The sequence below is a fragment of the Pseudomonas aphyarum genome (assembly GCF_028657055.1).
Classification (GTDB): domain Bacteria; phylum Pseudomonadota; class Gammaproteobacteria; order Pseudomonadales; family Pseudomonadaceae; genus Aquipseudomonas; species Aquipseudomonas aphyarum.
The window spans coordinates 18,582-33,249 of the sequence record NZ_JAMDGS010000019.1 but is presented as its reverse complement, the minus strand read 5'-3'; the positions used below and the strand labels follow the sequence as shown (position 1 = coordinate 33,249).

Here is a 14,668-nt window from a genome sequence, read left to right as displayed (position 1 = left end):
CGGCGTAGAATGCCCGGCCTTGCGCATCAACCCCCGTGGACGCTTTGCCTGTGAATTCCGTGACTGACCGCCCTGCCGCCGTTTCCCTCAACCGCCCTGCCCGGGTTCGCCTGGAGCTGAAGAATCTGCTCGGCCTGGCCCTGCCGATCATGATCGCGCAGCTGGCAACCACCGCCATGGGCTTCGTCGATGCGGTGATGGCCGGGCGCGTAGGGCCCAAGGATCTCGCGGCCGTGGCGCTGGGCAACTCGATCTGGGTGCCGGTGTTCCTGCTGATGACCGGCACCCTGCTGGCCACCACACCGAAAGTCGCCCAACGCTTCGGCGCCGGCACCCACAGCGAAATCGGCCCGATCGTGCGTCAGGCCCTGTGGCTGGCACTGGTGGTGGGCCTGATGGCGACCGGCATGCTGTTCAGCGCCGAGCCGATCCTGCATTTGATGAAAGTCGATCCGGAGCTGATCGGCCCGTGCATGCAATACCTGCACGGTATCGCCAGCGGCCTGCCAGCGGTGGCCTTCTACCATGTGCTGCGCTGCACCAGTGACGGCCTCGGGCGCACCCGCCCGGCGATGGTATTGGGCCTGTGCGGCCTGGCGCTGAACATTCCGCTCAACTACGTGTTCATTTATGGCCACTTCGGCGTACCGGCCATGGGCGGCGTCGGCTGCGGATGGGCCACGGCGATCGTGATGTGGGTGATGGCGCTGGGTCTGGCCGGTTATGAGCGCTGGGCGCCGGCCTACAAGTCGAGCGAGCTGTTCAACCGTTTCGACTGGCCGCAATGGGCGGTGATCAAGCGTTTGCTGGCCATCGGTCTGCCGATCGGCATCGCGGTGTTTGCCGAGTCGAGCATCTTCGCGGTGATCGCGCTGCTGATCGGCAGCCTCGGCGCCACTGTGGTGGCCGGACACCAGATCGCGCTGAACGTCAGCTCGCTGGTGTTCATGATTCCGTACTCGCTGGGTATGGCCGTGACCGTGCGGGTCGGTCAGGCCCTGGGCCGTGAAGAACCCCGTGAAGCGCGTTTCGCCGCGGGTGTCGGCATGGGCACCGCGCTGGCATACGCCTGCCTGTCGGCGAGCATGATGCTGCTGATGCGCGAACACATTGCTGCGATCTACACGTCGGATCCGATGGTGATTCACATCGCGGCGATGCTGATCGTGTACTCGGCGCTGTTCCAGTTCTCCGACGCGATCCAGGTCACCGCCGCCGGCGCCCTGCGCGGTTATCAGGACACTCGCGTGACGATGATCCTGACCCTGTTCGCCTATTGGGGCATCGGCCTGCCGGTGGGTTACGCCCTCGGCCTGACCGACTGGCTCGGCGAGCCACGCGGCCCGAGCGGCCTGTGGGAAGGCCTGATCGTCGGCCTGAGCTGCGCGGCGCTGATGCTGTCGATCCGCCTGACGCGCAGTGCACGCAAACGCATTCGCATCAGCCGCTCGATGGGCTGACCGCCCAAAAAAAAGACCTGCACTTGCAGGTCTTTTTTTTGCCTTCCGATCAACCGGACTTCTTGCGGATCCAGTACAGATAGGTCCCGGCTTCTTCGTGCTGCCCCACCAGTTCATGGTCGAGAAACACGCAGAACTTGGGGATGTCGCGACGGGTCGACGGGTCGGTGGCGATCACCTTGAGCAGGCCGCCGGGCACCAGGTCACGGATGTGCTGGTGCAGCATCATCACCGGCTCCGGGCAGTTGAGGCCCGTGGCATCGAGGGTGCCGTCGACCGGCGTATCAATCATTTCACTCATGATTCACTCCTGAAACTGGCCGGCATTGTCGCCCAATGCCGGGTGTTCGGTCACCTGTCGCGCGCTCAGCGGGCTTTGGTTTTCTTCACGTCATGGCGGCGCAAATGGCAGGTCACTTCCTCACGGTCGTGGTAAAGCTGCTTGCAACCGATGTCGACCTTGATCCCACGGGCCTTGAAACCGTCGGCAATACGCTCGAGCAAGCGCTTCACTTCGGCGTAACGCTGCTTCATCGGCAACTTGAGGTTGACCACCGCTTCCCGGCAATGGCCCTCGCCGATCCACTCTTCGAGCATCGCGGCGTTGCGCGCCGGCTTCTCGACGATGTCGCAGACCATCCAGTCCACCGGTTGCTTGGGTTTGAAGGTGAAACCGTCGGCCATCAGGTGCTGCACCAGACCGGTGTCCATCAGGCTTTCGGCCATCGGGCCGTTGTCGATGGCGGTCACCAGCATGCCGCGATTGACCAGTTGCCAGGTCCAGCCGCCCGGCGCTGCGCCGAGGTCGACGCCGGTCATGTCGCTGTGCAGGCGATCTTCCCACTGATCGCGCGGGATGAAGTGATGCCAAGCCTCTTCCAGCTTCAGGGTCGAACGGCTCGGCGCCTCGCGCGGGAACTTCAGACGCGGAATGCCCATCGGCCACATCGCCGAGTTACCGGCATCGGCGAGACCGAGGAACACCTCACGACCGCTCTTGAACGTCAGCAGCAGACGCGGCTTGCTGGCGTCTTCCACCAGTTTGCCAGCGCCGGTCAGGGCCTTGCGCAGCGGGCCTTCGAATTTCTTGCAGAAGTTCGACAGTTCCTTGCCGTCGTTGGTGTCGACGACTTCCAGCCACAGGCTGCCACAGACCGGGAATTCAGCCATGTGCGCGAGAATCACGCTGATGCGGTCGGTTTCCGGCAGATCGATGAAAAAACCGCGCGCCCACTGGCGCGGGAAGATCAGCTCGGCGAAACGCTGACCGCGCATCAGGCGCTCGGCGCCGTCCTCTTCGGTGCAGACGAACTCGGCGCAAGCGGTCGCCGGTTTGGCCTTGGCGTAGCCGGCCACGTTCAGTTGGGCGGCAAGGTCGGAAATCTCCGAGCAGACTTCGCCTTCGAAGCCTGGCCGGCAATGCATGAATAGGGTGTTCATTCTTACTCCTGGGCAGAGGGCGATCATTCATCCTCTGCGCGATGCCCAGACCCTGCGTTGAAGCAAAGCCTGTCACGAAAACCGGCGCATGATAGCCCATGTCGGAACCTTGGTTCTGTCCATAGAGTCCAGTTATTAGCCAGCTACCTAAAACAGGGCTAGGTTTAAAGCTCTATTCGTCCCCTCTATCCGTAGCCGTGCGGATTCAAAGGAGTGATCGTAATGCCGTCCCTTGATAGTCTGAATTCTCTGAAAACTTTGAAAGTCGATGACAAGACTTACCACTATTTCAGCCTGCCGGATGCCGCCAAGACCTTGGGCGATCTCGACAAGCTGCCGATGTCGCTGAAAGTCCTGCTGGAAAATCTGCTGCGCTGGGAAGATGAAAAAACCGTCACCGGCGCCGACCTCAAGGCCATTGCCGCGTGGCTCAAGGAGCGCCGCTCCGACCGCGAAATCCAGTACCGCCCTGCCCGCGTGCTGATGCAGGACTTTACCGGCGTCCCCGCCGTGGTCGATCTGGCCGCGATGCGCGCCGCCATGGCCAAGGCCGGCGGTGATCCGCAACGAATCAACCCGCTGTCGCCGGTGGATCTGGTAATCGACCACTCGGTAATGGTCGACAAGTTCGCCAGCGCCAGCGCCTTCGAACAGAACGTCGACATCGAAATGCAGCGCAACGGCGAACGCTACGCCTTCCTGCGCTGGGGCCAGAGTGCCTTCGACAACTTCAGCGTGGTGCCGCCGGGCACCGGGATCTGCCACCAGGTCAACCTCGAATACCTCGGCCGCACCGTGTGGACCAAGGATGAAGACGACCGCACCTATGCCTTCCCCGACACGCTGGTCGGCACCGACTCCCACACCACCATGATCAACGGCCTCGGCGTACTCGGCTGGGGCGTCGGCGGGATCGAGGCGGAAGCCGCGATGCTCGGGCAACCTGTGTCGATGCTGATTCCGGAGGTGATCGGTTTCAAACTCACCGGCAAGCTCAAGGAAGGCATCACCGCCACCGACCTGGTGCTGACCGTGACCCAGATGCTGCGCAAGAAAGGCGTGGTCGGCAAATTCGTCGAGTTCTATGGCGACGGCCTCGCCGACCTGCCGCTGGCCGACCGCGCGACCATCGCCAACATGGCCCCGGAATATGGCGCGACCTGCGGCTTCTTCCCGGTGGATGACGTGACCCTCGACTACTTGCGCTTGTCCGGCCGCCCACCTGAAGTGGTGAAACTGGTCGAGGCCTACACCAAGGCTCAGGGCCTGTGGCGCCTGCCCGGTCAGGAACCGGGGTTCACCGACAGCCTGGCGCTGGACATGGGCAGCGTCGAAGCCAGCCTCGCCGGGCCGAAACGCCCGCAGGACCGCGTCTCGCTGCCGAATGTCGGCCAGGCGTTCAGCGACTTCCTCGACTTGCAGTTCAAACCCGTCAGCAAGGACGAAGGGCGTCTGGAAAGCGAAGGCGGCGGTGGCGTGGCGGTAGGCAATGCCGATCTGGTCGGCGAAACGGACTACGAGTACGACGGCCACACCTATCGCCTGAAAAACGGTGCCGTGGTGATTGCCGCGATTACCTCCTGCACCAACACCTCCAACCCGAGCGTGATGATGGCTGCCGGCCTGCTGGCGAAAAAAGCCGTGGAAAAAGGCCTGGCCCGCAAGCCGTGGGTGAAGAGTTCGCTGGCGCCGGGTTCGAAAGTGGTCACCGATTACTACAAGGCCGCCGGGTTGACGCAGTATCTCGATCAGCTCGGTTTTTCGCTGGTCGGATATGGTTGCACCACTTGCATCGGCAACTCCGGACCACTGCCGGAGCCGATCGAAAAAGCCATTCAGAAAGCCGACCTGACCGTGGCTTCGGTGCTGTCCGGCAACCGCAACTTCGAAGGCCGGGTGCATCCATTGGTGAAAACCAACTGGCTGGCCTCGCCGCCGCTGGTGGTCGCTTACGCCCTGGCCGGCAGTGTGCGCACCGACATCAGCAGCGAGCCGCTGGGCAATGACCAGCAGGGCAATCCGGTGTACCTGCGTGACATCTGGCCGAGCAGCAAGGAAATCGCTGACGCGGTGAATCAGGTCAACACCGCGATGTTCCACAAGGAATACGCCGAGGTGTTCGCCGGTGACGAACAGTGGCAAGCCATCGAAGTGCCGCAAGCCGCGACCTACGTCTGGCAGGCGGATTCGACCTACATCCAGCACCCGCCGTTCTTCGATGACATTTCCGGGCCTTTGCCGGTGATCGCCGATGTGAAAGGTGCGCGAGTGCTGGCACTGTTGGGCGATTCGGTGACCACCGACCACATCTCCCCCGCCGGCAACATCAAGGCTGACAGCCCGGCCGGGCGCTACCTGCGCGAGCAAGGTGTGGAGCCACGGGACTTCAACTCCTACGGCTCGCGTCGGGGCAACCACGAAGTGATGATGCGCGGCACCTTCGCCAACATCCGTATCCGCAACGAAATGCTCGGCGGCGAAGAAGGTGGCAACACGATCTACATTCCGACCGGAGAGAAACTGGCGATCTACGACGCGGCCATGCGTTATCAAGCCTCGGGCACGCCGCTGGTGGTGATTGCCGGCCAAGAATACGGCACCGGCTCCAGCCGCGACTGGGCCGCCAAGGGCACCAACTTGCTGGGGGTGAAAGCGGTGATCGCCGAAAGCTTCGAGCGCATACACCGTTCCAACCTGGTGGGCATGGGCGTGCTGCCGTTGCAGTTCAAGCTCGATCAGAACCGCAAGAGCCTGAACCTCACCGGCAAGGAAACCCTGGATATTCAGGGGCTGAGCGGTGTCGAGCTGACGCCACGGATGAACCTGACCCTGGTCATCACCCGGGAAGACGGACGTCAGGAGAAGATCGAAGTGCTGTGCCGCATCGACACCTTGAACGAGGTCGAGTACTTCAAGTCCGGCGGGATCCTGCATTACGTGTTGCGCCAGTTGATCGCCTCGTAAAACCTGCAGATGCAGAAACACCGCCAGATCGGCGGTGTTTCTGTTTGGACGCGACACTTTTCTGCAGACGAAAAAAAACCCGCCGAAGCGGGTTTTTCCCAAGACCATTATCGACTCCCTGTCGGCAGCGATCCTTGCTAATGGTCGATCATCCGTGATCCTGAAACACTCCCTGTGCTTCAGTTGATGAGGCTAGATTACGCTGTGGATCCAATCGGCAATAGTCGAAATAGCTACCATCGCGTGTAAGACATTCGCCATAGCGGGCCTTCCGAAAACCCTTAGACGTGTCAGGCATCGAGCGCAGAAGCCGCCAGTTGCGCGACTTGCAGCTGTCCTTTTGCCGCGGTTTGCTCGTCATCCTCCATGAACCACGCGGCAGACAGTCCGGCGAACGCGAGCACCCATTGCAACAGGCGTTTTCGCTCGATTCCCGCTGCTTCGCAGATCACGTCGACTTGTCGCCGAAAACGCTCGGGATCAGTTGCCGTCGGCAATTCCGGGTTGCAGATCAGGTTGGCGTAGTCATAACCGCGCTCGCCCTGCACCCGCTTGGGGTCGATGGCCAGCCAGCCTCGTGGGCCGAAATCGAGGACATTGTCGTGGTGCATGTCGCCGTGCAGCACCACTACGTCCTGCGGTTCGGCGAGCAAGGCCTGGGCGGTTTGCAGGCATTCGGCGTATTGGCCGCCGTATCGGGTCGCGGCCATTCTTAATGATGCAAACCACGGTGCCAGTTCCACCAACGGCGGTGGCGGCGTCGGTCGCGGTGCGTGCAGCCGCGCCAGCGCTCGGCACATGATCCGCGTGGACTCGTCGTCCTCGCCGTTGAGCGCCATATGCATCAACGAACGCTGGCCCATCGCCCGCTCCAGCAACAGGCCTTCGTCGTGGTACGCAAGCACCCGGGCGGCGCCATCGCCGTCCCACCAGGTCATCAGCAGGTTGCCGTACTTTTCTTCGTCGTCCACCGCGACTTTCAGCATTGCCGGCACATCGTCCTGACGCACCGGCAACAGGCGGCTGCCCGGGGTGATGATCGGCTCGCCGTCCGGCGCCAGCTTCCAGCGTTCCAGCCACGGCATGAACAGGTTGTAATCAGCCACCTTCACGCTCGCGGGCCCGGTCGCTCTCCGTGAGGAAGTGTTCAAGTCGACTCAACTGTTCCTCCCAGCCCCGACTGTCCATGTAGTAGGCCTCTTTCTGGCGCACGTCGGGAATGTGCGCGAAACCTGACTCGGAGACTTTCAGCAGCGTGCCGTTCTCGTAGTCCTGCAGTTCGAATTTGACCAGCGTGGTCGGTTCCTGGGAATAGTCGATTTTCGGGTTCACCGCGTACGGGTGCCAGCGGAAGGAGAACAGCTGCTGCGGCTCGACCCGCTCCACCAACACGTTCCAGAGCACATGTTCATAACCGGGGTACGTCACCTGCCCCTGCGTCCATTCGCCCGCGATAAACCGCCGGCCCTCCAGCGCAACGCCGAACCACTGGCCAAATGCCTCGGCATCGACCAGGGCGCGCCAGACATGGGAGCGCGGCGACCTGAGCATGATTTTACGTTCAAAGCTGTTGGGTACTGGTTTCATACGTCACCTCCTGTTTTGAACAGTAGGCTTGTATGACCACATGTCCAATCCGAAGTTGTATCAATCCAGTGCAACGGTCGGGTCTGATTGAAATATCCGGCAGTATTTTGCGGCGCCGGTTCGTCAGAATGCGCACGGATCAGCGCGGCGAAACTGATAACGTTCGCAGCGAACTGAACGACACAAGGACGTCATCATGCAGCCCTCCCTCCCCGAACGTTACCGTGGCGCCCTGCTCGGCCTGGCCTGCGGCGATGCCGTGGGAACCACCGTCGAATTCCAGTCGCGCGGCAGCTTCCAGCCCCTGACCGACATGGTCGGTGGCGGGCCGTTTCGCCTGAAGCCCGGTCAATGGACCGACGACACCTCGATGGCGTTGTGCCTGGCGGAAAGTCTGCTGCACAAAAACGGCTTCGATGCCGCTGACCAGATGGGCCGCTATCTGAACTGGTGGCAATGGGGTTATCTGAGTTCGACCGGCGAATGTTTCGATATCGGCATGACCGTGAGTCAGGCGCTGGATCGCTACCAACACACCGGAGAGCCGTTTGCCGGCTCTACTGACCCGCACAGTGCCGGCAATGGCTCGTTGATGCGACTGGTGCCCGTGGTTCTGTTTTATTTCCCCGATGCCCGGAAAACCAGGCGATTCGCCGCCGACAGTTCACGCACCACGCACGCGGCGCCCGAGGCCATCGAATGTTGCCAGCTGTTTGCCGAACTGCTCGGCAAGGCCCTGGAAGGCGCATCGAAAGCGCAACTGCGCACCCTGCCGCCAACAGCGTTCAGTCAGCCCAAGGTGGCGGCGATTGCCCGGGGCCAATACCTGCACAAGACCGAGCGCGACATTCGCGGCAGTGGCTACTGCGTCGAATCACTGGAAGCAGCGTTATGGTGCTTCCAGCACACCGACAGCTTTGCCGCGGCCGTCCTGCAAGCGGCGAATCTGGGCGATGATGCGGACACCACGGCTGCCATCGTCGGCCAGTTGGCCGGCGCCCATTACGGCGTGCAGGGAATCCCGTTCGGGTGGCTGGAAAAACTGCATGACGGAGAGGAAATTGCCGCGACAGCGGAGCGCTTGCTCAACGCATCGAGACAGCCCAAACCCTGATAGCGCCACGAAGTCGCTAAACTGCCCGGCACGTTCATTCATCAAAGCGAGATGACTCATGTCCCCACGCCTGCTTCTGGCCCTGACACCCTTTCTTTTCACTTCTGTTGCTCACGCTGCTGTGGACTGCGCCAATGCCAGCGATCAAGCGACGATGAATCAGTGCGCCGCGCAGGAAAACAAGGCGGCGGACAAGGAGTTGAACACGGTTTATCAGCAGATTACCGCCCGGTTGAAGGACAACCCTGATGGCAAAAAACTGCTGGTGAGCGCGCAACGGGCGTGGATTGGCTTTCGTGATGCCGAGTGCAAGTTTTCGGCATCCGGCGTGGCAGGCGGGAGTGTTTATCCGTTGATCTACAACAATTGCATCGCATCGGTGACGAAGACGCGAACCGAGGCGCTCAAGCAGTATTTGAAGTGTGAGGAAGGTGACATGAGCTGCCCGGTGCCCGGGGCCTGATTTTCAGTACCTGAGCTGCCGCCGCAGCGGCAGCTCAGGCAATCCCCGTTACCGAACAAAAATCTGCGCCGTAGTAATCGCCATATCCCCACCCGGCAATTTGATGCTGCCGGTCTGTTTCATCGTCTCGGCATCAAAGATCGCCACGTCGTTGAAGGTCCCGGCCAGATAGATCTTGCTCCCTTCCTTGTTGAACGAAATGCAGTAGTAGGAATGATCCAGTGTCGCCGCCTGAATCAGCTTTTTCTGCTTGATGTTGTACTTGGCCAGACGATTGAGCACGCCGAACATCAGGTTCGGATCCTTCGGCGAGCGCATGCCGCTGAAGTAGATCTCGGTCAACGGCCCGAAATCGGTGGTCTCGGTCTTGCCGGTTTTCAGATCGACGCTGAACAAGCCGTACAGGTATTCAGCGGTGGCCGGATCCTGCTTCTTGTCCTTGAACCTGGCGGCGGTGTACAGCAGCGAAAAGTCATGCCGATAAGTCTGCTGGTTCCACACGTAAAGCACGTCCGGCGCGCTGTAGTTCGGGCGTTTCCAGTGCCGACTGGGGATCAGCACGTCGAACTTGCCGCTCTTCACATCGACCTTGTACACATCGGCGCCGGCCACATAGAGCGTGCCGTCATCGCCGCTCTGCATGATCGTCAACTGCCGTGGCGCCGGGAAGCTGCGCACCGGTTTGGCGTCCATTCCGGCGTCGGTAGCGTAGACGTCCAGACGCGGTTGTTTGACCTCGTAGCGGTCGTTGAGCATCTGGGTCGGGTTGGCGATGGTGTACAGCTCCTTGCCGTCATGGCTGACGGTGAAAGCGAACATCGACCGCGCTTTCTCCCCCGGCTGCTGGGTGATGCTGGCGTGGAATACCTGCTTGCAGCTGTCCAGTTCGACACCGTAGACATCGGCGTAATGGTTGTTCAGCACGTACGCGGTCTTGCGATCCGGCGACAGCTGCACGGTGCCGGGGCCAAAGGCATCGGGCATCTTGCAGGTCTTGTACAGACTGTCGGTCGCCAGATCGATGACGTGCAGGTTGTTCGGGTAGTTGGTGGTCAACATGTACTCGTGACCGTCTTGCAGCGCGGTGTTTTCATCGGCCAGAACCGGGAGCGAACAGGCGCTCAGAACCGCGAGTGCGGCAAGGCCGCAGGCTTTGTTGAGGCTAGGCATGCTGGAATCCTTCTTCTTATGGATCACTTGTCTTTCGGGAAGACAGTGCCGAGGTTGCGCCAGTTGTCGTTGGACGCCTGGGCATCCTTGTTCCAGTCCGGGTAGGTGCTCATCATGTCCGGCACCTGGGCCGGCCACCAGCACGGATCGGAGCAGCCGTAGAGGTCAGCTTCCATCGGCTGGCACAACGACGACACCCCGCCGAAGGCATCGATTTCCCAGCCTGGGTCGGTGGTCGAGGCACAGCCGGCGACAGAGCTCATCGCCACCACTTCTTCGATGCGGTTCTCGTCCGCGGCCTGATCCAGCTTCAACGCTTTGTTATTGATTGCCTTGAGATGTTTCATATCAGTGAGCCTTGCGCGGAGTGATGTAGCTGCTGATGAACGCAGGGTTGTTGGCCATGATCCGGGTGTAGGCCTCGATGCCGAAGTCGACCCAGTCACGCATCAGTTCGCAGTAGTGATAAGTCGGGTGGGCCGGATCGCCGTAGCGGGCATAGCTCTCGTGGTAGCAGCCGCCGGAGCACAGGTTGCGGATCTGACAGTCATGGCAACCGGTGTTGGTGCGATCCAGCCGCTGGGACAGGAAGTCGTTCAGCTCGACCTGTTTAACGCCGCTGTGGACGTTGCCAAAGGTCGGCAGCGACGAGCCGGTGAAGCGATGGCACAGATTCAGTTCGCCCTTGTGATCGACCGCCAGCATCTTCAATCCTGCACCGCACGGCAGGGCTTTTTTGTGGCCTTCATGGATATCGGTGATCAACTGATGCAGGTTGGAAAAACCGATATTGCGGTGCTCCAGCGCAGCCTCCAGATAACGCCGGCCGAGGCGTTTCATGCTGGCGAACACTTCGATCAATTCGTCAGTGGTCAGGTTGAAGCTGCTGATATCGCCGGACGTCACCGGAGCAAATCCGACTTCGGCAAACCCCAACTCGTTGAACAGGTGATCCCAAATGGTTTCGACGTCGGTGACGCCGGTAGTCAGGGTCACCCGCGCACCGACCGGACGGCTGTTGTAGCGCGACAGCAGCATTTCGGCCTTGCGCCGCACCACGTCATAGGTGCCCTGCCCGCCCACGGTGATGCGGTTGCGGTCGTGTACTGTTTTCGGCCCGTCGATGCTCACTGACAAGCCGAAGCGGTGGGCATTCAGGTAGTCCACGGTTTCTTCGGTAAGCAGCGTGGCGTTGGTGGTCATCACGAATTCGACAAACTTGCCGGCCTCGGCAAACCGCTTCTCGCAGTAATCGACCATGTATTCGATCAGTTTGCGGTTGCTCAGCGGCTCGCCGCCGAAAAACACCACGGTGAAACGTTCTTCGTCGGGGGATTCACGCAACAGCATTTCCACTGACGCGATGGCGGTTTCGACGTCCATCTTCTTGCCGGCGGACGGCTTGTCGAGGTCTTCCTTGTAGCAGTAGGTGCAGCTCAGGTTGCAGCCGGTGTTGACGTTGAGCACCACGGTGTTGATCGCCGTGCGCTCGACGCGTTTGACCGCGATGTCCGGGGTCAGCGGCGAGCCGTCGCTGACCAGTTCCAGCGAAATCAGCTCGCGCAGGGTTTCGTTGATTTCCTCGCCGTTGAACCGCGCGCCGAGGCGCTGGATCAGGTCTTCCGAGGAGCAGCCGGGGCCGCGCAACGCATCGATGATGGTGCCGGTCAGTTCATCGCTGGCGAACAGCGAACTGCTGGGGATGTGGAACAGCATGCGGTCGGCGTCGACGTGCACTTCGTGCAGATTACGTTCGACCAGATTCAAGATAGCGCCCATTGCAAACCTCCTGTGCAAGCCCCGCTCGGGGGACTTGCGGTCATTCCGAAAAGTGTCTGAATCGCTGTCGCTCAGCTCAACTCACGTTTCAACATCAGGGAATGGGTGGATTGTTCCAGCGTTGCACGGTGACGATCAGGTGGCCTTCGCCGGTCAGGGATTTCCCCGCGTCGTCGACGGCGGCGATCACCTTGAGGTTGCCGGCATTGTTGGTGGACATCTTGCGCGCCGGATTCGGCCCGGCATCGCCCGGGGTGAACACGCCCGCGTCGGCCTGCATCGTGCCGGCGAACTTGACGTCCTCGTCCTCTTTGGCGCGCTCGTCGAAGGCTTCGACTTTCCATTGCGCCGGGAACACGCCGATGCGATACGGCTTGCCGTCGGCGCCCTTGCCCCAGGCTTCGGCGTCGAAGCGGCCCTGGACTTTCGGCGTCGAACCGCCGCCCTCGCCGATCCGTGCCACCGAGAATTCCGGCACCACTTTGACCGAGGCAATCTTGCTGTACACCGACAGGTTCGGGCCTTTCAGGCTGCCGACGCTGACCGCGCGCAGGCCCGGCTGGGCATTGACTGCCGCTTTGATTTTGACCTTGATCCGGTCGGCGTTCTGCTCGACCACTTCGACCACGTCCACGCCTTTGCCGAAGTTCGGTTTGCCGCTCAAACCGCTGCCGATCAGGGTCACTTCGGTTTCGCTGCCGGCCTTCACATAACCCGGCTGCACCGCCAGCAAGCGCTGCGAACCCTGTTTGGCAGCGACAAAATCCAGACCACGCTCATCGTGCTCGGCCTCGAACATCCGGCCCTGCATGGCGTTGCCTTGTGCGGCGAACACCTGACGCATGGTCACGCCATCGACAGTCACGTTGCCGCGCCATTCGTAGCCGCTGTAGAGAATTGCGCTGCCGTCGCCGTTGAACGGGCTGCCGTCGGCGTACTGACCTTTGACGGCGACCTTGAAGGTGTCGCTGCCATCGGCGGTGACGCTCATGGTGCCGGCCAGTTCACCCTTGCCCGGCAAGTGGCCAATGAAGCTCCACTCGCCCACCAGCGCCTCGGCTTTCGGTGCTGTTTTGACCCAGGCCTGCCACGCCGGGTTATCCAGCGGATAACGCTTGGCCAGCAGCGGGACCATTTCCTTGCGGGCGATATCGAACCAGTCACGATCACGGGACATGGCTTGATATTCCAGCGACGGCCATTGACCGAGGTGGAAATTCACCAGACGTTCCCATTCCTGAGCCGGACGCCGTTGCAGGGCGATCCGCGCACCGGAGTGGCAGCGGCCGCACATCTGCGCGGTTTTCTCGTCGAACTGCTCGACAGTGTTCAACCGCCGCTCCAGCGCGTAACGCACGCCATCGGTTTCGCTGGGCGCCAGGCCCTGGGTGTCGGCGAGGTATTTGACCAGCGTGCGACGGTCGTCATCGCTGATCTGCAAACCGTGCATGGTCTGCATCCGGGCGATGCTCATCAGCCAGCCTTCCGGGGTCTTGCGCTGGTGGCTGATGCGGCTCAACTGGTCGCCGGCTTCAGGGGTGTGACAGCCCTGGCAGGTTTCCTTGAGGATGGTCTGGGCATCGCGGGCTGCCAGGCTGTACGGCGAATGCAGGGCCACGCAAGCGGCCACGGCCAGCAGGCTGGCGCTCATGCCTGATCGGAGTTTTCTCTTCATCAACGTCGAACCTCGCACGGTGCTTTCTTATTGTTGTGGCTTATCGTTTTTATGGTTTCTGCCGTTCGGGGCGATGCACGAACGGAGGCAAGCGAAACGTCTGCCGTGAGCAATACACGGAGCGTGCCAGCTTGCCGATAAGCTTTTCAATCAAGCAGTTACGTGAAGATCAAGGCGAAGTGGCGGTGCTGGCGGCGTTCGCCAGCGTCCAATTTCGCGACAGCTGTTGCAGTCTGAGACAAGCATAGTTGTTGCGGCGTCAGCGACATTGCGTCGCGCGACAGATGACCCGGAGCTGGCAGCATCCCCATGAAAAACTCCCAGGAGAGGGGCCGAACCCACACGAAAACAAGCCCCGCCAATGACGAGGCTCTTGTATTGGTTGTTGACCTGCGCCTAGCGAACGGAGTTGTCCGGGTGAACCTTGTAACGCCCACAATGGTTGCAAACCATCGAGCATTCACAGTGGGCGCCGGCCTTGGCTGCCAATGCCGCGGAATCACGCTGGGCCGCTTGAATTCGACGATCCCGGTGATACCCATACGCGAGCAGCAAACTGACACCCATACACCACAGCCCCACAATTAAAGCCGCCATTATTTCCCCTCCATCATGGCAACACCGAATGAGGTAACGATTACGAAAAAACTGATTGAAGCCATCCAGGCACCTGCCTGAATCGTATCGACATCGGTCAGGTCGCCGATCAACAGCGCCGCAATCCCCGTCACCAGAAATCCGGTCCCCACGCCCATCGTAAAATTGGTTAGCCATCGAATGGTTAAGTTGTTCATCGACATCCCTGTGAAGACACTGACCCGCCAAATCCATGGCAGGAAAACCCTATACACCAAGCAACTTAGCTCGTACTTCGTGCCTCCACCAGTCGGTAAAAACTGTCAGACGCGCGGCTTTTCCTACACCTGAAACGGCCCGATTTTGCTCAAGCCCCGTCACAGCGGCGTTTGCTTTGTAGGACGCGTATCCTGCATCTCAACGGGTGTCGCGTTTTGAGA

13 protein-coding genes are annotated in these 14,668 nt (G+C 61.0%); 4 read left to right on the top strand and 9 right to left on the bottom strand.

Translation table 11 applies throughout. The annotated features are described in order from the left end of the window. Positions 1 to 50 precede the first annotated feature (50 nt). Entirely contained in the window at positions 51 to 1,460 is a 1,410-nt protein-coding gene (locus M5G18_RS26870; RefSeq protein ID WP_273900315.1) for an MATE family efflux transporter, read from the top strand. Between the two features lie 49 nt (positions 1,461 to 1,509). Here M5G18_RS26870 and tusA read toward each other — a convergent pair whose 3' ends face one another. Continuing rightward, the gene (tusA, locus tag M5G18_RS26865; protein ID WP_007953079.1) at positions 1,510 to 1,761 is read right to left on the bottom strand and encodes a sulfurtransferase TusA; all 252 of its coding nucleotides are present in this window, start codon (positions 1,759 to 1,761) and stop codon (positions 1,510 to 1,512) included. A 65-nt stretch (positions 1,762 to 1,826) separates the two neighbouring features. After that, positions 1,827 to 2,900 (bottom strand): 23S rRNA (cytidine(2498)-2'-O)-methyltransferase RlmM, encoded by a 1,074-nt coding sequence (rlmM, locus tag M5G18_RS26860; RefSeq protein ID WP_102688096.1) that lies wholly within the window; start codon positions 2,898 to 2,900, stop codon positions 1,827 to 1,829. Positions 2,901 to 3,122: 222 nt separating this feature from the next. On the opposite strand from rlmM, the gene acnA reads away from it, so the two are divergent. Next, positions 3,123 to 5,864 (top strand): aconitate hydratase AcnA, encoded by a 2,742-nt coding sequence (gene acnA / locus M5G18_RS26855; RefSeq protein ID WP_273900316.1) that lies wholly within the window; start codon positions 3,123 to 3,125, stop codon positions 5,862 to 5,864. A gap of 290 nt (positions 5,865 to 6,154) precedes the next feature. Here the strand turns inward: acnA and M5G18_RS26850 are convergent, their stop codons facing one another. After that, positions 6,155 to 6,949 carry an aminoglycoside phosphotransferase family protein gene (locus M5G18_RS26850; protein WP_420793323.1) on the bottom strand — a complete coding sequence of 265 codons (795 nt, stop codon included), beginning with the start codon at positions 6,947 to 6,949 and terminating at the stop codon, positions 6,155 to 6,157. A gap of 13 nt (positions 6,950 to 6,962) precedes the next feature. Beyond that, the gene (locus tag M5G18_RS26845) at positions 6,963 to 7,451 is read right to left on the bottom strand and encodes an SRPBCC family protein (protein ID WP_007953087.1); all 489 of its coding nucleotides are present in this window, start codon (positions 7,449 to 7,451) and stop codon (positions 6,963 to 6,965) included. A gap of 196 nt (positions 7,452 to 7,647) precedes the next feature. Here M5G18_RS26845 and M5G18_RS26840 point away from each other — a divergent pair, with 196 nt between their 5' ends. Together M5G18_RS26840 and M5G18_RS26835 are read left to right on the top strand one after the other, a co-directional pair. Next, positions 7,648 to 8,565 (top strand): ADP-ribosylglycohydrolase family protein, encoded by a 918-nt coding sequence (locus M5G18_RS26840; RefSeq protein ID WP_273900318.1) that lies wholly within the window; start codon positions 7,648 to 7,650, stop codon positions 8,563 to 8,565. Positions 8,566 to 8,623: 58 nt separating this feature from the next. After that, the gene (locus tag M5G18_RS26835) at positions 8,624 to 9,028 is read left to right on the top strand and encodes a lysozyme inhibitor LprI family protein (RefSeq protein ID WP_007953090.1); all 405 of its coding nucleotides are present in this window, start codon (positions 8,624 to 8,626) and stop codon (positions 9,026 to 9,028) included. A 48-nt stretch (positions 9,029 to 9,076) separates the two neighbouring features. Here M5G18_RS26835 and peaD read toward each other — a convergent pair whose 3' ends face one another. From peaD to M5G18_RS26810, 5 genes are all read right to left on the bottom strand, one after another. Further along, on the bottom strand, positions 9,077 to 10,198 hold the full coding sequence (gene peaD, locus M5G18_RS26830; RefSeq protein WP_273900319.1) for a quinohemoprotein amine dehydrogenase subunit beta: 1,122 nt from the start codon (positions 10,196 to 10,198) through the stop codon (positions 9,077 to 9,079). 23 nt (positions 10,199 to 10,221) lie between these two features. Further along, on the bottom strand, positions 10,222 to 10,545 hold the full coding sequence (qhpC, locus tag M5G18_RS26825; RefSeq protein ID WP_008016081.1) for a quinohemoprotein amine dehydrogenase subunit gamma: 324 nt from the start codon (positions 10,543 to 10,545) through the stop codon (positions 10,222 to 10,224). Position 10,546: 1 nt separating this feature from the next. Continuing rightward, positions 10,547 to 11,977, bottom strand: a complete 1,431-nt coding sequence (gene peaB, locus M5G18_RS26820) for a quinohemoprotein amine dehydrogenase maturation protein (protein WP_273900322.1) — start codon at positions 11,975 to 11,977, stop codon at positions 10,547 to 10,549. A 94-nt stretch (positions 11,978 to 12,071) separates the two neighbouring features. Further along, positions 12,072 to 13,652, bottom strand: a complete 1,581-nt coding sequence (peaA, locus tag M5G18_RS26815; protein ID WP_273900324.1) for a quinohemoprotein amine dehydrogenase subunit alpha — start codon at positions 13,650 to 13,652, stop codon at positions 12,072 to 12,074. 596 nt (positions 13,653 to 14,248) lie between these two features. After that, on the bottom strand, positions 14,249 to 14,446 hold the full coding sequence (locus M5G18_RS26810) for a hypothetical protein (protein WP_273900325.1): 198 nt from the start codon (positions 14,444 to 14,446) through the stop codon (positions 14,249 to 14,251). Positions 14,447 to 14,668 lie beyond the last annotated feature (222 nt).